This is a genomic window from Kitasatospora sp. NPDC001261, from assembly GCF_042896795.1.
Lineage (GTDB): Bacteria > Actinomycetota > Actinomycetes > Streptomycetales > Streptomycetaceae > Kitasatospora.
Genome location: NZ_JBIAXP010000048.1, coordinates 32,550 through 51,310, shown reverse-complemented (window position 1 = coordinate 51,310; position 18,761 = coordinate 32,550). Strand labels below are relative to the sequence as shown.

17 protein-coding genes and 1 rRNA gene are annotated in these 18,761 nt (G+C 70.7%); 14 read left to right on the top strand and 4 right to left on the bottom strand.

Annotation, left to right across the window (positions count from 1 at the left end; genetic code table 11):
- The first annotated feature begins 410 nt into the window (after nt 1-410).
- The 6 genes from ACFY4B_RS41100 (at nt 411) to ACFY4B_RS41075 (ending at nt 4,678) form a co-directional block, all read left to right on the top strand.
- The gene (locus ACFY4B_RS41100; RefSeq protein WP_074001993.1) at nt 411-632 is read left to right on the top strand and encodes a hypothetical protein; all 222 of its coding nucleotides are present in this window, start codon (nt 411-413) and stop codon (nt 630-632) included.
- Nucleotides 616-1,137: a DUF6879 family protein gene (locus ACFY4B_RS41095; protein ID WP_074001994.1), complete on the top strand. Its 522-nt coding sequence runs from the start codon at nt 616-618 to the stop codon at nt 1,135-1,137. The genes ACFY4B_RS41100 and ACFY4B_RS41095 overlap by 17 nt, the downstream gene beginning before the upstream one ends.
- A complete protein-coding gene (locus ACFY4B_RS41090) occupies nt 1,127-1,975 on the top strand; it encodes a helix-turn-helix domain-containing protein (RefSeq protein ID WP_387976644.1) in 849 nt (282 codons plus the stop codon). The genes ACFY4B_RS41095 and ACFY4B_RS41090 overlap by 11 nt, the downstream gene beginning before the upstream one ends.
- Nucleotides 1,976-2,047: 72 nt before the next feature.
- Nucleotides 2,048-2,500 carry an NUDIX domain-containing protein gene (locus ACFY4B_RS41085; RefSeq protein WP_387976642.1) on the top strand — a complete coding sequence of 151 codons (453 nt, stop codon included), beginning with the start codon at nt 2,048-2,050 and terminating at the stop codon, nt 2,498-2,500.
- Nucleotides 2,425-3,519, top strand: coding sequence for a hypothetical protein (locus tag ACFY4B_RS41080; protein WP_387976639.1), 1,095 nt, complete (start codon nt 2,425-2,427; stop codon nt 3,517-3,519). The genes ACFY4B_RS41085 and ACFY4B_RS41080 overlap by 76 nt, the downstream gene beginning before the upstream one ends.
- Nucleotide 3,520: 1 nt before the next feature.
- Nucleotides 3,521-4,678 (top strand): methyltransferase domain-containing protein, encoded by a 1,158-nt coding sequence (locus ACFY4B_RS41075; RefSeq protein WP_387976636.1) that lies wholly within the window; start codon nt 3,521-3,523, stop codon nt 4,676-4,678.
- A gap of 60 nt (nt 4,679-4,738) precedes the next feature.
- On the opposite strand, the gene ACFY4B_RS41070 is transcribed toward ACFY4B_RS41075, so the two are convergent.
- Together ACFY4B_RS41070 and ACFY4B_RS41065 are read right to left on the bottom strand one after the other, a co-directional pair.
- Entirely contained in the window at nt 4,739-5,173 is a 435-nt protein-coding gene (locus tag ACFY4B_RS41070) for a VOC family protein (protein ID WP_074001997.1), read from the bottom strand.
- Between the two features lie 135 nt (nt 5,174-5,308).
- Entirely contained in the window at nt 5,309-7,540 is a 2,232-nt protein-coding gene (locus ACFY4B_RS41065) for a transglycosylase domain-containing protein (protein WP_387976633.1), read from the bottom strand.
- Between the two features lie 401 nt (nt 7,541-7,941).
- On the opposite strand from ACFY4B_RS41065, the gene ACFY4B_RS41060 reads away from it, so the two are divergent.
- Nucleotides 7,942-8,295, top strand: coding sequence for a UBP-type zinc finger domain-containing protein (locus ACFY4B_RS41060; protein ID WP_049651258.1), 354 nt, complete (start codon nt 7,942-7,944; stop codon nt 8,293-8,295).
- A 317-nt stretch (nt 8,296-8,612) separates the two neighbouring features.
- Nucleotides 8,613-9,920 (top strand): aspartate--tRNA(Asn) ligase, encoded by a 1,308-nt coding sequence (gene aspS, locus ACFY4B_RS41055; protein WP_387976630.1) that lies wholly within the window; start codon nt 8,613-8,615, stop codon nt 9,918-9,920.
- A gap of 112 nt (nt 9,921-10,032) precedes the next feature.
- Here the strand turns inward: aspS and ACFY4B_RS41050 are convergent, their stop codons facing one another.
- Nucleotides 10,033-10,746, bottom strand: a complete 714-nt coding sequence (locus ACFY4B_RS41050; protein WP_030246527.1) for an IclR family transcriptional regulator — start codon at nt 10,744-10,746, stop codon at nt 10,033-10,035.
- A 232-nt stretch (nt 10,747-10,978) separates the two neighbouring features.
- Nucleotides 10,979-11,095, bottom strand: a 5S ribosomal RNA gene (gene rrf, locus ACFY4B_RS41045).
- A gap of 399 nt (nt 11,096-11,494) precedes the next feature.
- Here rrf and ACFY4B_RS41040 point away from each other — a divergent pair.
- From ACFY4B_RS41040 to ACFY4B_RS41015, 6 genes are all read left to right on the top strand, one after another.
- Nucleotides 11,495-12,283 carry a response regulator transcription factor gene (locus tag ACFY4B_RS41040; RefSeq protein WP_304414264.1) on the top strand — a complete coding sequence of 263 codons (789 nt, stop codon included), beginning with the start codon at nt 11,495-11,497 and terminating at the stop codon, nt 12,281-12,283.
- A 12-nt stretch (nt 12,284-12,295) separates the two neighbouring features.
- Entirely contained in the window at nt 12,296-13,795 is a 1,500-nt protein-coding gene (locus ACFY4B_RS41035; RefSeq protein ID WP_117488840.1) for a cell wall metabolism sensor histidine kinase WalK, read from the top strand.
- 261 nt (nt 13,796-14,056) lie between these two features.
- Nucleotides 14,057-14,956 (top strand): LAETG motif-containing sortase-dependent surface protein, encoded by a 900-nt coding sequence (locus ACFY4B_RS41030; protein ID WP_387976627.1) that lies wholly within the window; start codon nt 14,057-14,059, stop codon nt 14,954-14,956.
- A 265-nt stretch (nt 14,957-15,221) separates the two neighbouring features.
- The gene (locus ACFY4B_RS41025; RefSeq protein ID WP_074002003.1) at nt 15,222-15,458 is read left to right on the top strand and encodes a hypothetical protein; all 237 of its coding nucleotides are present in this window, start codon (nt 15,222-15,224) and stop codon (nt 15,456-15,458) included.
- Nucleotides 15,451-16,812 (top strand): EF-hand domain-containing protein, encoded by a 1,362-nt coding sequence (locus tag ACFY4B_RS41020; protein WP_234348349.1) that lies wholly within the window; start codon nt 15,451-15,453, stop codon nt 16,810-16,812. Before ACFY4B_RS41025 ends, ACFY4B_RS41020 begins: the two co-directional genes overlap by 8 nt.
- A 372-nt stretch (nt 16,813-17,184) precedes the next feature.
- On the top strand, nt 17,185-18,729 hold the full coding sequence (locus tag ACFY4B_RS41015; RefSeq protein ID WP_049651270.1) for a cytochrome ubiquinol oxidase subunit I: 1,545 nt from the start codon (nt 17,185-17,187) through the stop codon (nt 18,727-18,729).
- Nucleotides 18,730-18,761: the final 32 nt, after the last annotated feature.

Sequence of the window (18,761 nt, the reverse complement as noted above, 5' to 3'; positions counted from 1 at the left end):
CCGGCGAGCCAGCGCCACGGTCTCCGCCGGAATCCCCGACACACCACCAGGACGCAACACGACCCACCCCCACAGACAGCCAACCCGCCCCGACCGGCACACACTTACTGTCCCACGCCCAACCCAACCGACTTCGCCAGCAGAGTCGCCGTTCCGACTTCCTGCGCCGGTAGCCCTACCCGGCGGCTCCTTGCTCCCCGCAAGGAGCCGCCGGGTGGGGATGTTCGTTTCCTCTTGGCGTGAGGCGGAGCCAATGTCCTTGCAGGGGCGTGTTGTTGGTCGGGAGGCCTCGCGATCTTGATCTTTAGTCCGATACGGGAATACCCCCCTTCCGTCGTGGACAGCCGCTGACCAGCCCTCTAGCGTCGTGCCCAGGTGCTCTGGCAGGGCCGCTCTCCAAGGGAGTTGAGATGGACACCAGGTCGGGTCTCACACGGCTGACCAACACGGGCGACGGCGGTGGCTCGGGGGAGTGCAATCAGAACGACTGTCCCAACGTCTACCGCACCGAGCGGGGGACGTTCGTGATCCAGGGGGCCGTCTCCGGCGCCTTCGCGCCGCCCGGCGGCGAGGGCCTGGTGGAGATCCCCGAGAGTGTGCTTCGGGAGGCTGTTCGTGCGCTTGGATGGTGAGGCCTGGCAAGCCAGGTTCCGTCAGTTCGAGACGGAGGCTTGGCGGCTTGAGACCCTTCCGGCCTACAGGGTTCCGCAGGAGGAAGAGGAACTGCGAGCCTTTCGAGCCGGTGAACGGATCGACCCGCATGCGCATTCCAACGAGTACACGGAAGACCTCAAGCGCGTGCGGCGGGAGGGGAAAACCAAGGGGCGGGTGCACATCGTCACGCGACCGCTCTCCGAATACCTACGCTACGAGTTCATGTACTACCTGCCGCATGTGTGGGCCGGCGAGGACGTCCGGATCATGGACGTCACGGATCGGCCCAACCCGTTGGCGGGAGTCACTGACTACTGGATGTTCGACAAGGCGGAGGTGGTGCTCATGAACTACCTTCCCGACGGAACACAGATCGACCGCACCGTGTTCGAGGGGGATGTCGACCCGTTCATCGAATACCAGCGGATCGCCATCGCCGAATCGGTGCCTTTCGAGGAGTACGTGAAGGGAATTGGCGCTTGATCCGCAGGATCTAGGCCGATCGAGTGCGGACCTGGCGGCGATCCTTCAAGAGCTTCGCAAGCGAGCTGGACTCTCCGGGGTCCAGCTCGCTCGGCGTGTCAACATGCCGCAGTCAAAGATCTCCAAGATCGAGACCGGCAAGGTCATACCGTCCCTCGTCGATGTCGAACTGATTCTGCGGGCGCTCGATGCGCCGGCGGAGCTGATCGCGCGGGTGACCGCTCTCGCTCGCATCGCGAACACGGAGTGGCAGGATGCCAAGGCCTTGCGCCGAAAGGGACTGGACAAGAAGCAGGTCGAGCTGGCCGCCCTTGAACGGCACTCGACGGAGTTCAGGTACTTCCTGCCGACCATGATCACCGGTCTGCTCGCGACGCCCGAATACATCAGGGCGAGCCTCGCCCTGTTCCCCGGCGATCATTCGGAGGCCATCGCCAGGAAGCTGGAGAGGCAGGCCGTTCTCTATGAGAGGGCCAAGAGCTTCACCTTCATCCTGACCGAGCAGGCCTGCCTCTGGCCGCTCGTCTCGGAACAGGCCATGGCCGTGCAGCTCGATCGACTGGTGTCGGTCTCCCGGTTGCCGAATGTCCGGCTGGGGGTCATCCCCATGGCCGGCCGCATGCCATGGGCTCCGCTGAATGTCTTCACGGTCTACGATGCCGTTCTGGCCACCGTGGAAGTGTCCACCGGCGCGCTCGTTTTCCGTGATCCGAGGGATGTTCAGGAGTATCTGAACGAGTTCGGGAGATTCGAAGGCTACTCGCTCTGGGGTGATGAGGACCGCGTCAGGCTGGAGGAGTGGGCCGCCCGTTTTCGAGGGGGCCGGCGAGATCTTTAGTCGATTTCCGGAATAACGTTGATGGGATTTCCGAAATTCCCCTAACCTGATTTCTGCATGAAGGGCGGGTCCATGAAGAAGGTCGCCGTGAAGCTCTGGCGGATCATCCGTGGTCCGATGCAGTGGCGCGTTCTCTGGCTCTGGCACTCGAAGTTCATGGTGGGCGTCACGGGCATCGTGCGTCACCAGGACGGCCGGGTCTTGCTGCTGAAGCACCGGATGTGGCCGGAGGGCCGGCAGTGGGGCTTGCCCACGGGCTACGCGAACGCGGGCGAGAGCTTCGAAGACACGATCGTGCGTGAGGTCCGGGAGGAAACGGGGCTCACGGTGAAGGTGTGCGAACTGGCGCACCTGAAGAGCGGCTACAAGCTGCGCGTCGAAGTCGCCTACGAGGCCTTGTACGTCAGTGGACAGACCAGCGCCCCCTCGTTCGAGATCCTGGAGGCTCAATGGTTCTCACCGGACGAACTCCCCGACGGATTGCAGGAATCGCACCGGCAGTTGATCAGCCGTCGACGTCGCTGACCCTCGGCCGCTCGCTCACGCCCTCCTGCCTGGGCCCGAACGAGCACCTGGCGGGCAGCCCGGACGAACGGGCTGAACTGGCACATCTCCTGGCCGTACGGCGGGCGACCGCCGCACTCGGCCAGGCGCACCCGCACATCGCGTTCTCGCTCCTGCACTGGGTTGTCGAGGCGTGGCAGGACGAGGGGGCCCGGGAGGTGTTCCGGCAGGGAGCGGCTCTTCTGGCCGATCGCTACCGTGAATTGGGGCTGAGCCGGATGCTGCCGATCGACCGGGTGTGGGTGGGGGTGCGTTCGACGCGCCCGGACGCGTTCGGCGGTTTCCACCACCCGAATCAGGGCTACCGGCATGTGCAGTTGGCGTCGGTGATCACGAGGTACGGCCGGCTGAGTGATCCTCGATGGGCATCGCCGGAACTCGTGGCACTCGACCTACTGCGGTCCTACGCCCATGACTGCCTGCACTGGGGCTCGTTCCGGGAGTACCGGCTCCGGGGCGGCCAGGTGGTTCGTAGCCGTTACGGGATCAACTGTGTGGACGCGGAAGGGCGTACGTACTCGGCGAGGGACGGCGATGGAGCCTCCTCGACGCGGAATCTCGGCATCATCATGGAGGGGGCCACCGACCGGGAAGCACGGTCGATCGCCGCTGCGGTGGCCGATCTCCTCGGCATCGCCGAGCGCATCGAACCGGATGACCGTCTGGCCTTCCGAGACACCACCGGGCAGTTGGAGGCGGTCGACTTCGACCGTGTCGAACCGGGTGTTGCCACCGACTTCCATCAGGCCCTGGCCGGATACGAGTGTGGCGTCGGCATGAGGTACCAGTGCTTCCTCACCGATACGGGTGGAACCGCTGCGAACACCCTGCACGCACTCATCCTCTCCGCCATGATCAGCGGAGACCTGTCCTGCCTGACCGACTGGCTCGACCAGCGGCACGGGCCGGAGGCGTTCCGTCGGCGTTTCCGCTCGCCGGTCTACACGGGGCCGGACCCCGGCAAGCAGGTCTCCCCCTGAGGTGAACCCCAGTGGGCTGCTGCCATCTGCGACTACTTGGAAGGGGTCCGTCAGACATGACGACTGTCCTCCACAGCGAAGACCAACTCCTGCGGGCGCGGGTCGCGTTGGCCTCGGAGATCGAGCGGGTGAGCGCGGTGCTGTCTCGCGGGTGGTCGAGGCGTTCCTCAATGTGCCGCGGCATCGGTTCGTTCCGGTGTTCTACCGGGAGGAAGGGGGTGTGCACCGCCCCTGGCCGGCCGGTGAGGCGTGGCTGCGGGAGGTGTACGCGGACCGGGTGCTGGTCACCGAGGTGGGCGGCGTGCACGCGGAGGATGCCGGGCCGGACGGCGTCCGCGGGGTGGCGACCTCCTCCTCCACGCTGCCGAGCCTGATGGCCGACATGCTGGACGCGCTGGATGTCCGGCCCGGGGACCGGGTGTTGGAGGTCGGGACGGGGACGGGCTACAACGCCGCTCTGCTCTGCCACCTCGCGGGGGCGGCCCACGTCACGACCGTCGACCGCACCGAGCACCTGGTGGCGACCGCCCGTGCCCGGTTGGGCGAGGCCGACTTCGCGCCCGCAGTGGTTCGGGCCGACGGCGCCGACGGGTACCCGCCGGGGGCGCCGTACGACCGGATCATCGCCACCTGTGGTGTCCGTCGTGTGCCCCGGGCGTGGCTCGACCAGTGCGCGCCGGGTGGCCTCGTCGTCGCCCCGCTGGGTGGTGCGGTGGCCAGGCTCACCAAGGTGTCGGATGGCCGCGCGGTCGGGCGTTTTCTGCACCGTCCGGCCGCCTTCATGCCGTTGCGCGGCGGAGGGGACGCGGCCCCGGGAGTACCGGAGCCGCAGGCGGACAGCCGGAGGACGGAGATCGGCGCTCGCGTCCTGGACGACCCGGGGTTCGCGTTCTGGGCCGACCTCCACCTCGGTCCCACCGTCGTCCGGGACGGCCACGTCCTTCGCGACGTCGCGGACGGCTCGACCGCCCACGCGCACGGCGGCACCGTCGCCCGCAGCGGCCCCCGCGACCTCTGGCGAGCGGTCGAAGCCGCCCACCGGAGCTGGCTGGGCCAGAACCGCCCCCGCCGTGAGTGGTTCACGGTCGAGGCCGGGCCGGAGGGGCAGTTCGTGAGCTACTCGGCACCGGACGGCGGCGTGACCCGCTGGGCGCTCTGAGCGCACAGGAGTCGGCCATGTCGACTTCCTGCGCAGGGAGTTGTGGGATCCGGGCGGTGCTCAGTCGAGGCAGAACTCGTTGCCCTCGACGTCCTGCATCGAGAGGCACGACTCGTTCTCCTCGTCGGCGACCAGCAGCTGGACGCGGGTCGCGCCGAGGGCGACCAGCCGGGCGCACTCGGCCTCCAGGGCCGCGACGCGCTCCGCGCCGACCAGGCCGGTGCCGGCCCGTACGTCGAGGTGCACCCGGTTCTTGACGACCTTGCCCTCGGGGACGCGCTGGAAGTACATGCGCGGGCCCGCACCGGTGGGGTCACTGGCGGCGAACCACGAGCCCCGCTTCTCGGGCGGCAGCGAGCGCTGGTAGTCGTCCCAGGTGTCGAACCCCTCCGGCGTGGACGGCGGGACGTACCCCAGGGCCTCGCACCAGAAGCGGCCGACGCGCTCGGGCTCCGCGCAGTCGAAGGTGACCTGGAACTGCTTGATCGATGCCATCGGGCCACCATAGCCATGACAAGAAAGTCACACCGCTCAATTTCCGGCACCGCACAGGGGGGAGAGAACGACGCCGCCCCGCCGAGCCGGTGCTCGACGGGGCGACGTGCGAGGCGACGCGCGGGGAACGGGGCGTCAGGGCTGCTGGTCGTTCTCGGTGGTCGCCGGGCCCGCCGGGGCGGTCGCCTGGCCCCCGGGGGCGCCGGTGCCGGTGCCGGACGGGGTCTTGTTCGGGTCGGTCCGGGGGGCCGGGTCGGGGATGTCGGCCATCGGCAGGGACTGCTTGGGGGTGCCGCGCAGGGCCTGGTTCATGGCGTCCCGCCAGATCGGGCCGGGGCCGTCGGCGCCGAACACCTCGGCCCGGTACTTCCCGTTGATGGTGATGTTGCGCATCTCGACGCCGCCCTGGGGGCCGCCGATCCAGACGGCGGTGGCGAGCTGCGGGGTGTAGCCGTTGAACCAGGCGGCCCGCTTGCGGTCCGAGGTGCCGGTCTTGCCGGCGATCTGCCGGTTGTCGTCCAGGCTGAGCGCCGCGCCGGTGCCGTTGTTCTCGGTGACGCCGTTCAGGACGGTGTTCAGCGCCCGTGCCGTCGAGTCGGAGAACGCCTTCTCGCACTGGGAGGACGGGACGGGGACGTCCTTGCCCTCCACGGTGGTGATCCGGTTGATGGCGACCGGGGCGCAGTGGGTGCCCTGGGCGGCGAAGGTCGCGTAGACGTTGGCCATGGTCAGCGGGCTCATCTCCTCGACGCCCAGGGCCATCGCGGGGACCTCCTCCAGGGGCTTGCCGCTGGCCTTGGTGGTGATGCCGAGCTTGTTGGCCATCTGCTTGACCGCGCAGAGGCCGATCTCCTGCTCCATCTGGATGAAGTAGGTGTTGACCGAGAGGGCCATCGCCATCTTCAGCTGGTACGGGCCCTTCTCGCTCGCGGACTCGTTGGGCACCACCGTCCTGGGCCGGGCCTCGTTCTTCCAGGTGCCCTCGCAGGTCTTCATCGTCGGGTACTCGAGCTTGTTCGGGGACGAGTACTCCTGGGTCGCCGGCAGGCCCGCCTCCAGGGCCGCGGCCGCGACGACCGGCTTGAAGGTGGAGCCGGGCTGGAAGCCGTTGCCGCCGCCCATCGCCGCGTCGACGTTGAGGTTGACGACGGTCTGGTTCTGGTTGGTGTCCAGGCCGTACGGGCGGGTCTGGGCCATGGCGAGGATCTTGCCGGTGCCGGGTTCGACCATGGAGGCGGCGGCGGAGACGCTGTCCGTGACCCGGACGTTGCTGCTCACCGCGTTCTGGGCGGCGGCCTGCTTCTCCGGGTCCAGCGTGGTGTAGATGTTCAGGCCGCCCTGGTTCCAGAACTTCTTGCGCTCGTCGGAGCTCTGGCCGAAGGCCGGGTCCTGCTTGACCACGTGGCGCACGTAGTCGCAGAAGAAGCCCATGCCGGCCTGGGCGGTGATGCAGCCGTTCTGCGGCGCCTTGTAGTTCAGGCCGAGCGGGGCGGCCTTCGCCTCCTTCGCCTGCTCGGCGGTGATGTGCTTGTTCTCCAGCATCTTGTCGATGACGGTGTCGCGGCGGTTCTGCGCGGCCTGCGGGTGCAGCTTCGGGTCGTACTGGGAAGGGTTCTGCACCAGCCCGGCGAGCGTCGCCGCCTCGGCGACGGTGAGGTCCTTGTTGCTCTTGCTGAAGTAGCGCTGGGAGGCGGCCTCCACCCCGTAGGCGCCGTTCCCGTAGTACGTGATGTTGAGGTAGTTGGTGAGGATCTGCTCCTTCGGCACCTCCTCCTCCAGCTTGATCGCGACCTTGAGCTCCTGGATCTTGCGGCCCAGGGTCTTGCGCTGGGCCTCCAGGACGGCGTCCCGGTCGTCGCCGGCCTGCTCGACGTTGACGTTCTTGACGTACTGCTGGGTCAGCGTGGAGGCGCCCTGGGAGGCGGTGCCGCTCTCGGCGTTCTTGCTGATCGCGCGGAGGACGCCCTTGAGGTCGACGGCGCCGTGCTCGTAGAAGCGGGCGTCCTCGATGTCGACCTGGGCCTGGCGCATGAACGGCGACATCTGCTCGGCGGTGATGACGGTGCGGTCGCGCTCGTAGACCTTGGCGATCAGGCCGCCCTTGGCGTCGAAGATCTGGGTCGCCTGGGTGAGCGGCGGGGTCTTGAAGTCGGACGGGACGTCCTCGAACCCCTCCGCCGTGCTCTTGGCCGTCAGCCCGATGCCGCCGGCGACGGGTAGGACGAGGCCTGCCAGCAGCACACCGGACACGACGCTCACCCCCAGGAAGGTCGCACCGAGGCGGGCCAGCCGGAGCGGGGCCTTGCGGGACGGCTGGAGGTCCGCGTTCTCGGAGGAACTCCATATCGGGGGGAGGTTCGATGCCATTCCGGAATGCTAACCCTTGGAAGTCTCCGGTCGAACGGTTTTTCGCGTGCGGCTGTCACGGCTCTGCAACAGGCTCCGGGGTCGATTCCCGGGGGGTGAATCGCATACGTACCGAATGAATTCGGGGGAATTCGGCGGCCGGCCTCCGACTCGGTCCGCCCCGCCCCGCCCCCGGCCGCCCTGGTCCGCCCCGTCTGCGGCGCCCCTCCCGTGGCCCGACCCCTACCAGGTTGATGCCGTGAGCGGGCCGAAAGGTTGCGGCGCCCGGACGGTCAGGTGCCCCGGACGGTCAGGTGCCGCGGACGGTCAAGTGCCGCGGACGGTCAGGTGCCCCGGACTGGCAGCGCCGCCACGGCCGGGCCAGGCTGGTGGGGACGGACCGCCCAGCCGAGGAGGCAGCTATGACCGGCGAGCCGATCCCGGGAATCGACCCCGCCGCGGTGCCCAGCGGCGACGGCTGCGCGGAGTGCCTGGCCGGCGGCGGATGGTGGTTCCACCTGCGCCGCTGCGCGGCCTGCGGCCACATCGGCTGCTGCGACTCCTCCCCCGCCCAGCACGCGACGAAGCACGCGCGCCAGGCCGGCCACCCGTTCCTGGTCAGCTTCGAGCCCGGCGAGGAGTGGTTCTGGAACCTGGACACCGGCGAGTACTACGAGGGCCCGCCGCTGGCACCGCCCACCGCCCACCCGGTCACCCAGCCCACCCCGGGCCCGGCCGGCCGGGTCCCCGTCGACTGGCAGTCGCAGCTGCACTGACGATCCCCACCGCGACGGCCACCGCCTCCTCCCCGTACGAGGCGGTCGGCCGACGGCGACCGCACCGTTCCGGCGGCCCCTCGCACCGCGCAGGGGCCGCCGACCCCTGTCCGCCGTCCGCCCGGACACCGGCCGCCGTCCGCCCGGACACCGGCCGCCGTCCGCCCGGACACCGGCCGTCGTCCGCCCGGACACGAGGGAAAACCCCGCGACTCCCACGGGCTTGATCCTCTACGGTGAACGCGCCCAGGGCGGCCGTTTACCGCCCGTCGACGTGGCGCGACCAACGCGCCCGCAAACCCGGGGAGTTCCCTGTCATGACGCGCACCCTTGTCGCCGAGCTGCCCGCGCACCTGGAGGAGACGGTCACCGTCTACGGGTGGGTGAACACGCTCCGACTCCAGCGGCGCATCCAGTTCGTCCTGGTCCGGGACCACACCGGTCTCGTGCAGGTCACCCACCTCCGGGGTGGGGAGGGCGACGTCATCGAGGCCGCCTTCGAGGGCGTGACGGTCGAGTCCGCCGTGAAGATCACCGGCCGGGTGGTCGCCAACCCGCAGGTCAAGCTCGGTGGTCTGGAGATCGTCCCGACCCGCGTGGAGGTCGTCTCACCGGCCGAGCCGAAGCTGCCGATCGACGAGAAGACGGGGATCGACCAGCGCCTGGACTGGCGGTTCCTCGACATCCGGCGGCCCTCCCAGCAGCTGGTCTTCGACGTCCAGACGACCGTCGAGCGGGCGATGCGGGAGGTGGCGGCCGAGGAGGGCTTCACCGAGCTGCACACGCCGAAGCTCATGGGGACGGCCTCCGAGTCGGGCGCCGAGGTGTTCGAGGTCGGCTACTTCGGCCGGACCGCCTACCTCGCCCAGTCCCCGCAGTTCTACAAGCAGATGGCCATCGCGGGCGGCATCGACCGGGTCTTCGAGATCGGGCCGGTGTTCCGTGCCGAGCCGTCCTTCACCTCCCGGCACGCCACCGAGTTCACCGGGGTCGACGTCGAGATCGCCTGGGTCGACGGGGTCGAGGACGTGATGGCCTTCGAGGAGCGGATGCTGCACCGCGTCCTGACCGCCGTGGCCGAGCGCCACGGCGCGGCGATCGCCGAGCACTTCGGCACCCGGGTCGTCGTCCCGGAACTGCCGTTCCCCCGGATCACGATGGCCGACGCGCTGGCCAGGCTCCGCGCCACCGGCTGGGACCCGGAGGGCGTCAAGGAGGACCTCGACCCCGAGGGCGAGCGGGCGCTGTGCGGCCTGATCGCCGAGGAGACCGGGCACGAGTTCGTCTTCGTCACCCGCTTCCCGGCCGCCGTGCGGCCGTTCTACCACCTGCGGCCGGAGGACGACTCGACCGTCACCGAGTCCTTCGACCTGCTGTGGAAGGGCGTGGAGATCACCACCGGCGCCCAGCGCGAGCACCGGTACGACCGCCTCGTCGCCCAGGCCCGGGAGAAGGGCATGGACACCGGCCCGCTCTCCGGGTACCTCGACTGCTTCCGCTACGGCACCCCGCCGCACGGCGGGCTCGGTCTGGGGCTCGGCCGGCTGCTGATGCTGGCGCTCGGCCTGCCGTCGATCCGCGAGGCGACGTTCCTCTTCCGGGGCCCGCACCGCCTCGAACCGTAGGGCGTCGAACCGTAGGCGGGGGACCGAGAGACGGAACGGGCCGCGCCCGAGGAGATCCTTTCCTCGGGCGCGGCCCGTTCCGTTCGTGCGTTCCGGCCGCGCTGCCCGGCGGTCAGCTGCGGCGGAGGGCCTCGGTGAGCCGGTTGGCGGCCTCGATGATGGCCTGGGCGTGCAGGCGACCCGGGTGGCGGGTGAGCCGCTCGATGGGGCCGGAGACGGAGACTGCGGCCACCACGCGGTTGGACGGCCCGCGGACGGGGGCGGAGACGGACGCGACGCCCGGCTCGCGCTCCCCGATGGACTGGGCCCAGCCGCGGCGGCGGACGCCGCTGAGCGCGGTGGCGGTGAAGCGGGCGCCCTGGAGGCCTCGGTGGAGGCGCTCGGGCTCTTCCCAGGCGAGGAGGACCTGGGCGGCGGAGCCGGCCTTCATCGGCAGGGTGCTGCCGACGGGGACGGTGTCGCGCAGACCGGAGAGTCGTTCGGCGGCGGCGACGCAGATGCGCATCTCGCCCTGGCGGCGGTAGAGCTGCGCGCTCTCCCCGGTGACGTCGCGCAGGTGGGTGAGGACGGGGCCCGCGGTGGCGAGCAGTCGGTCCTCGCCGGCGGCGGCGGAGAGTTCGGACAGGCGGGGGCCGAGGATGAAGCGGCCCTGCATGTCGCGGGTGACCAGGCGGTGGTGTTCGAGTGCGACGGCGAGTCTGTGGGCGGTGGGGCGCGCCAGACCGGTGGCGGCGACCAGCCCCGCCAGTGTGGCGGGGCCCGACTCCAGTGCGCTGAGCACCAGAGCGGCCTTGTCGAGAACGCCGACGCCGCTAGTGTTGTCCATAGCATGATATTGCAGTCTCAGGTAGCGAGACGCAAGTCTGTTTCGATGTCCGCCATCCTCTCAGATGCCCGCAAAGCACCACTTCCGGGACTCGGCGTCTCGGATGGCGGACGCGCCGCTGCGGGCGGGTCGGCGCCCGTACCGGGGGCGGGGAACGGCCGGGGAACGGCCGGAGAAACGCAAAAAGCCCCTGCCGTGTCTCTTGCGAAACACGGCAGGGGCCGTAAGAAGAATTCGGCGGCGTCCTACTCTCCCACAGGGTCCCCCCTGCAGTACCATCGGCGCTGAAAGGCTTAGCTTCCGGGTTCGGAATGGAGCCGGGCGTTTCCCTCTCGCTATGACCACCGAAATGATCGGGCCGGGCAATTGCTCGAAAGCACTGCCTACGCCTCGCTGTAAATCATAGCAGGAGGAAAAGCGAACGGATTCCGCGGTCCCGAGGGGCCGGTCGCGTCCGGGGGGTCGCTCGCGTCCGGGGGGTCGGGCCGACCGGCGGGCGGTGTCCACCCACCGGCTCCCGTCGACCCGCTCGGAGGGGGAGCCGGCACACCGAGGGGGCGCGTCACGCAGCGTGCGCGCCCCGTCCGTCGTGTCCACGCCCGTGCGCACACCACCGACCCCACCCCTGTGCGCCGATCGCCCAAAAACCGACCGATAAGGTGTTAATCCAACATTCATCCATGCCGCATAGCCTCCGGGGGCTAGCCTCATGCTGAACGTCATCGTCCGACCGGGAGGCGAAAGCCCCGTGCAAGGCACTGTCACCACACCAGGCGGTTCCACGGTGCCCGGCGGCCAGGGCGAGGCGTTCCTGCTCGTCGTGGACGACGAGCCCAACATCCGCGAGCTGCTCTCCGCCTCGCTGCGCTTCTCCGGCTTCCGCGTCGCCTCCGCCGCCACCGGCACCGAGGCGCTCGAACTGGTCGCCGCCGAGCGCCCGGACCTGGTCGTCCTCGACGTGATGCTCCCCGACCTCGACGGCTTCACCGTCGTCGAGAAGCTGCGCGAGCGCACCAGCCGCGGGCAGATAGCCGGGCCGGCCCACGGGCACCCCGCCGACCACCTGCCGGTGCTCTTCCTCACCGCCAAGGACGGCGTCGGCGACAAGGTCCAGGGCCTGGCCGCCGGGGCGGACGACTACGTCACCAAGCCCTTCAGCCTGGAGGAGCTGATCGCCCGGATCCGCGCCATCCTGCGCCGGGCCGGCGGGCCCGCCGAGGACGGCCGACTGGTCGTCGCCGACCTCAGCCTCGACCCCGTCGCCCACGAGGTCACCCGGGGCGGCACCCCGGTCTCGCTCTCCCCGACCGAGTTCAAGCTGCTGCACTACCTGATGGCCAACGTCGGCCGGGTGGTCTCCAAGTCGCAGATCCTCGACCACGTCTGGGCCTACGACTTCGGCGGGGACCTCTCCATCGTCGAGTCGTACATCTCCTACCTGCGCCGCAAGCTCGACTCCGGCCCGGCGCACGGCCCCAAGCTGATCCACACCGTGCGCGGCATCGGCTACGCCCTTCGCCGCCCCCCGCAGGGCTGACCGGACCCGCTCGTGCCCGCCCGCTTCTCCTCCCGGCTGTCGCTGCGCGCCCGGCTGCTGGTGCTCGTGTTCGCGCTGGTCGCCACCGGGCTCGCGGTCAGCGACACCTTCGTGCTCGGCGCCGTACGGACCCAGCTGGTGGAGCAGCTGGACGAACAGCTCCAGCGGTACGGGCTGCCGCTCTCCCGCAAGCCCCCGAGCCAGGTGGTCGCGCCGGCCGCCGGGAAGCCCCTGGTCGCCGGGCGGCGGGTCAGCCTGCCCAGCCAGTACCTGGTGCAGTACCTCTCCTCGGACGGCAAGGTCCAGGCGCTGATGCGCCAGCCCGTCTCGGACAGCGACCCGGCGCCCCAGCTGGCCGGACTGGACCCGACCCGGACCGCCCCCGACGTCCCCTTCGACCTGCCCGACCAGCGCGGCCGGCACAGCTGGCGGGTGCTGGTGCTGCCGCTCCAGGCCCCCCGCGGGCAGGCCGCCAACCCCAGCGCGTACGCCTCGCCCGCGGTCACCCCGACCTACGTCATGGTGGCGGTCTCCCGCGAGGACATCGACGCCACCATCGGCAGGCTGAGCACCTCCTTCCTGGCCATCGGCGGCGGCGTCCTGGTGCTGATCGCCGCGCTCGGCTTCTTCGCGGTGCGCGCCGGGCTGCGGCCGCTGCGCCGGATCGAGGCGGGCGCCGAGCGGATCGCGGCCGGCGAGCTGTCGCACCGGATGCCGGAGCTCTCCCCGGGCACCGAGGTCGGCCGGCTGTCGATCGCGCTCAACGGGATGCTCACCCAGATCGAGGCGGCCTTCGCGGCCCGCGCCGAGTCCGAGGCCCGGATGCGGCGCTTCGTCGCGGACGCCTCGCACGAGCTGCGCACCCCGCTGGCCGGCATCCGCGGCTTCGCCGAGCTGTACCGGATGGGCGCGCTGCCCACCGAGGCCGACGTCAAGCGGACCATGACCCGGATCGAGAGCGAGGCCGACCGGATGGGCGCCCTGGTCGAGGACCTGCTGGTGCTCGCCCGGCTGGACGAGGAGCGCCCGCTCGACCTCGCCCCGATGGACCTGCGCACCCTCGCCGCCGACGCGCTGCACGACCTCACCGCCCTCGACCCGAGCCGCCCGGTCGCGCTCACCGGCCCGGCCGGCACCGGCGCGCCCGGCGCGGCGCCCGTCCTCGGCGACGAGGCGCGGCTGCGGCAGGTGGTCACCAACCTGGTCGGCAACGCGGTCAAGCACACCCCGGCTGGCACCCCGGTCCGGATCGGGGTGGGCGCCGGCCCCGGCGGCGTCTGCCTGCTGGAGGTCGCCGACTCCGGCCCGGGCCTCACCGAGGAGCAGGCCCAGCGGGTCTTCGACCGGTTCTTCCGGGTCGACGCCTCCCGCAGCCGCGACAACGGCGGCGGCGCCGGCCTCGGCCTCGCCATCGCCACCGCCCTCACCCGCGCCCACGGCGGCACCCTCACCCTGCACACCGCCCCGGGCGAGGGCGCCACCTTCCGCGTCGAACTCCCCCGGCAGCGCTGACCGGATTCCCGCGGGGCCGAATGCCGCGAATTCGGCCCCGCCGACCCGAATGCCACGAATTCGGGCGTTCGGGGCGCGCTTTTGCCCTAGCTTTGTCGACTCGTCAATTCCCCGGCGAACCCGGAAGGTTGGACGCCCGGTCATTGCCGGAATCCGGCATGGAGCGTTAAGAATGCGTGTGCCTATGATCGGCGTCGTCCGGCCGTGAGGAACCCTCCGGCCGTGACCCTTGCTTTTCCTTTCGACCCGAAAGGGGTCATCGTGAACCTCCGCCGTTCGCTGGTCTCGGCCGTCCTCGTCGCCGCCGTCGTCTCGCCCGCCGCCGTGCTCTCCGCCGCGCCCGCCTTCGCGGAGTCGGCGTCGGTGACGCAGACCCGGAGCGACAGCGGCTCGATCGCCGAGCTGGAGCAGGCCGCCGCGGCCGCGGCCAAGGCCCACACGGCGGCCGTCGCGAACGAGGCCGAGGTCACGGCCGAGGCCACCGCGTTCCTGAAGGACCCGCAGCCCTACCAGGGCAGGCTCCAGGAGGCGCGGGCCGCCGCCAAGCAGGCCGCCGCGACCAGGGAGACCACCGACAAGGAGGCCGAGGAGGCCGCCCGGGCGTACGGCACCGCCAAGGAGGAGGACCTCCCCAAGGCCAGGGAGCGGATGCTGAAGGCGTTCGAGGCCGCCAACGCCGCCACCGCCGCGGACGAGAAGGCCAAGGCCGCCGTGACCGCCGCGGGCAAGGCCCTGGACGACGCCAAGGTCGAGGCGTTCCGGCGGATCTCCACGGCCCAGGAGGCCACCAAGGCCGCGGCCGCCACCAAGGCCGCCGCGGACAAGGCGCTCGCCGACGCCCGGGCCGCCGCCGCGAAGCCGGTCGAGAAGCCCGTCGAGAAGCCGGCCGAGCAGCCTGCCGCCGGCACCCCGGCCTCGGACACCGCCGCGACCAAGGCGTCCACCTCGACCAGGGCCACCACCGCCTCGAACACGTCGACCACCTCGACCAGCACCGCGACCGCCACGCAGGCCGCCACCACCGGCTCGGCCACCGAACTCGCCGACACCGGTTCCAACCCCGCCACCCCGTACCTCGCCCTGGGCTCCGGCCTCGCCCTCGGCCTCGGCGCCGCCGCCCTCTACGTCTCCCGCCGCAAGCCGGCCCGCTCGGCTTCCTGACCCACCCCGCCCCACCCGGCTCCGCACCCGCCCGGAAGGCGGGCGCGACCACCCCGAACCGCAGGACAGGCCCCGGCCCGCCCTGCGGTTCCGGCGTTCCCGGCCCCGAAACTCCCCGATCGAGTGAACCCGTTGCCGTTCACCCGGCCGACCCCCAGGTCGCGTGCGACCGTGCTGCCGTTGCTCGCGCGGGCTCGCGCGGGCCGATCACTGGACGGGAAATTGGGGTGTTCCGATGAGCGCGGTTGCTGTTGAGGAGACCGGCGTGGACCTGGACCAGGCGCTGTGGGAGATGTGGAAGTCCATGGACGTCCCCGAGGGCATCCATGTGGAGATCATCGAGGGGTTCGACGCCGTCACCGTCCTCACCGGCCCCGACCCCGAGCGCCGTGCCTACGCGACCTCGACCCGGGTCCCGTACGGCAAGGAGGCCGTGATCCCCGAGGGCCCCGCCAAGGGCTTCGTGATCGGTCCCGAGATCACTGGTGAGCGCCGTGGCTGAACGCGGCGCGTCGTTCAGGCGGGACCTGTCGGAGTGGCGGATCGTGCTGGTCGCGTGGCGGCTGCTGGTGCTGCAGGCGGCGGATCCGGTGGTGGCGGCGGGGATGGCGGAGCACTCGACGTACCGGGCGCACCCGTGGCGGCGGGTGGAGCACACGCTGGGCAGCGGGCGGCGGCTGTTCTACCAGGACGCGGACGCGCTGCGCCGGGAGGTCGCGCGGCTGGAGCGGGCGCACAAGCGGATCCGGGGGACGGGGCCGGACGGGCGGCCGTACGACGCCGGGGACGCGGCGACCAGGGCGTGGGTGCTGCTGACGCTCTTCGAGGGCGTGGTCGCGATGCGCCGGCTGGGCGGGGACCGGTACGACGCGGGGGAGTTGGCGCAGGCGTACGCGGAGTTCCGGGAGGCGGTCGCCGTCTTCGACCTCCCGAAGGGCGAGATCCCGGAGACCGTGGGGGAGTTGCCGGCCTACTTCGCCCGGTACGCGCGGGAGCGGCTGGAGCACACCGAGGCGGCGCGCCACCTGTTGGACGACCTGCTGCGCGAGGCGCCCGCGCCGCGCCGGCTCCGGTTCCTCGGCGACGCGGGCTGGCGGGTGGTGCGGGTGGTGGTCGCCCGGGCGATCCGCGAGCTGACGGTGGCGGACCTGCCGCCGGCGGTGCGGGAGCGGTTCGGGCTGGTCCGGACCCGGCGGGCCGCGCTGCTGTCCGCCGTGCTGCACCGCGGTGCCGGTGCGGTCGTCCCGCTCCTCCCGGACCGGCTGCGCTACCGCTCCCCGGAGGAGCACCGGGCGCCGAAGCGTCACCGCCCGCACCGGGACGGCCGGGGGCCCCGGCTGGACCGCTTCTTCCACGAGGTGCTCGACCAGACCGGCGACGGCTTCATCACCGCGCACGACCTGCGGGCGATGGCGCACAACGTGTGCTGGCAGCTGGAGTTGGACGAGGCGGGCGAGGCCCGGGTGTACGAGGCCTTCGACAGCTGGTGGGAGCAGCTGCGTGCGGTGATGGACGCGAACGGGGACGGGAGGGTCAGCCGGGAGGAGTTCGTGGCGGCGACCCTGGCCGGCCTGGACCGGGACGAGGCCTACCTGGAGCGGGGGCTGCTGCCCGCGCTGCGGGCGGTGTTCACCGCGGCCGACACCGACGGCAGCGGCTTCCTGGAGTTCGACGAGTACCGCGCGGTGTTCGGCGGGCCGCGCGTGCACCCGGCGGAGCTGTCGCACGGTTTCCGCCGACTGGACGCCGACGGGGACGGGCGGATCACCCGGGAGGAGTTCCTGGCCGGATTCACCGGGTTCTTCACGGCCCGCGCCGATTCCGTCCCGGGCACCGAGCTGCTCGGCCGCCCGTAGGGCGTGGCCCGTAGAGGCGAGTCCGAAGACAGCCCCTAGCACGCGGATCCCGTCGGGGCGACCGGGTCGCGGGCCTGTCAAGCGCCGGTTCGGCCAACAACTTCCGGCCGTCCGCCCGGTCGTTCGTTGCCCCGGCCCGCGGTGGGTCCGCAGACTGTGCGGACCGCGCCGCGGCCCGTGACGCAGCGCACAGCCTGTCAATCCCACCCCACCTGCGGTTCCCCCGTAAGGATGGTGGATACTGCTCCTTGTGAACGTGTTCACGTTCACAAGCGGACAAGCTTGCGTGGTTGAGCAACGGTCTACGGCTATAGATGAAGTTTGTCCGGAAGATGCCCGTCGTCACGCGGGCAGGTTGGGAGAGAGGGCGACGTGGAACTGGCAATCGCTCACGAAACCATCGCGCGATGGCAATTCGGCATCACCACCGTCTACCACTTCCTCTTCGTCCCGCTCACGATCAGCCTGGCCGCGATCGTGGCCGGTCTGGAGACCGCCTGGGTGCGGACGAACAAGGAGAAGTACTTCCACGCCACCAAGTTCTGGGGAAAGCTCTTCCTCATCAACATCGCGATGGGCGTGGTCACCGGCATCGTCCAGGAGTTCCAGTTCGGCATGAACTGGTCCGACTACTCCCGCTTCGTCGGCGACGTCTTCGGCGCCCCGCTCGCGATGGAGGCGCTGATCGCCTTCTTCTTCGAGTCCACCTTCATCGGCCTGTGGATCTTCGGCTGGGACAAGCTGCCGAGGAAGATCCACTGCGCCTGCATGTGGATGGTGGCGCTGGGCACCGTGCTCTCGGGCTACTTCATCCTGGCCGCCAACTCCTGGATGCAGCACCCGGTCGGCTACGCGATCGACCCGGTCACCGGCAAGGCCCAGCTGACCGACGTCGTCCGGGTGCTGTTCCAGAACACCACCCTGGTGGTCGTCTTCCACACCCTGACCGCCGCCTTCCTCACCGGCGCGGCCTTCGTCGTCGGCATCGCCTCCTTCCACCTCTGGAAGGCCAAGCGCAAGCCCGAGACCGCCGACCCGAAGAAGACCGCCGCGATGCGCACCTCGCTGCGGCTCGGCCTGGTGCTCGCGGTCGTCTTCGGCGCCGGCACCGCGCTCAGCGGCGACACCCTGGGCAAGGTCATGTTCGAGCAGCAGCCGATGAAGATGGCCGCCGCCGAGGCGCTGTGGGAGACCCAGGCGCCGGCGCCGTTCTCGGTCTTCGCGGTCGGGGACGTCAGCAAGGGCCACAACTCGGTCGCCCTGGAGATCCCCGGGATACTCTCCTTCCTCGCCCACAGCGACTTCAGCTCGTCCGTCCCCGGCATCAACGACACCGCCGCCGCCGAGGCCGCCCAGCACGGCGGCGACCCCAAGGACTACATCCCGAGCATCTTCGTCACCTACTGGGGCTTCCGCCTCATGATCGGCTTCGGGATGACCTCCTTCCTGGCCGGCCTGATCGGCCTGTGGACCACCCGGAAGAAGCTCTTCCTGCACCCCGAGTTCCGCACCGGCGAGACCGAGGTGCCCCGGCTGATGCTCACCCCCAGGCGCGAGCTGGGGCCGCAGCTGACCAAGTGGAGCTGGCGGATCGGCATCCTGACCATGGGCTTCCCGCTGATCGCCAACAGCTTCGGCTGGATCTTCACCGAGATGGGCCGTCAGCCCTGGGCCGTCTTCGGCCTGATGACCACGGCCAGCGCGGTCTCCCCCAACGTCAGCGTCGGCACCCAGATCGGGGCGCTGGCCACCTTCACCACGCTGTACGCGATCCTCGCCGTCATCGAGGTCCGGCTGCTGGTCAAGTACGCCAAGGCCGGCCCGGTGGTGACCGAGCAGCCGCCCACCAAGGACCCGTCGTTGCGCGGACCGTCCTCGGACGAGGACGCCGACAAGCCGCTCGCCTTCGCCTACTGAGGCGCCGGGACACCGGGGAACTGAGGATCTGA

What these genes read in the sequence shown, in the direction of transcription:
- ACFY4B_RS41100 (WP_074001993.1), top strand. Translation starts at nt 411, where the DNA reads ATGGACACCAGGTCGGGTCTCACACGGCTGACCAACACGGGCGACGGC.
- ACFY4B_RS41085 (WP_387976642.1), top strand. Translation starts at nt 2,048, where the DNA reads ATGAAGAAGGTCGCCGTGAAGCTCTGGCGGATCATCCGTGGTCCGATG.
- ACFY4B_RS41080 (WP_387976639.1), top strand. Translation starts at nt 2,425, where the DNA reads ATGGTTCTCACCGGACGAACTCCCCGACGGATTGCAGGAATCGCACCG.
- ACFY4B_RS41070 (WP_074001997.1), bottom strand. Translation starts at nt 5,173, where the DNA reads ATGGCATCGATCAAGCAGTTCCAGGTCACCTTCGACTGCGCGGAGCCC.
- ACFY4B_RS41065 (WP_387976633.1), bottom strand. Translation starts at nt 7,540, where the DNA reads ATGGCATCGAACCTCCCCCCGATATGGAGTTCCTCCGAGAACGCGGAC.
- ACFY4B_RS41060 (WP_049651258.1), top strand. Translation starts at nt 7,942, where the DNA reads ATGACCGGCGAGCCGATCCCGGGAATCGACCCCGCCGCGGTGCCCAGC.
- aspS (WP_387976630.1), top strand. Translation starts at nt 8,613, where the DNA reads ATGACGCGCACCCTTGTCGCCGAGCTGCCCGCGCACCTGGAGGAGACG.
- ACFY4B_RS41050 (WP_030246527.1), bottom strand. Translation starts at nt 10,746, where the DNA reads ATGGACAACACTAGCGGCGTCGGCGTTCTCGACAAGGCCGCTCTGGTG.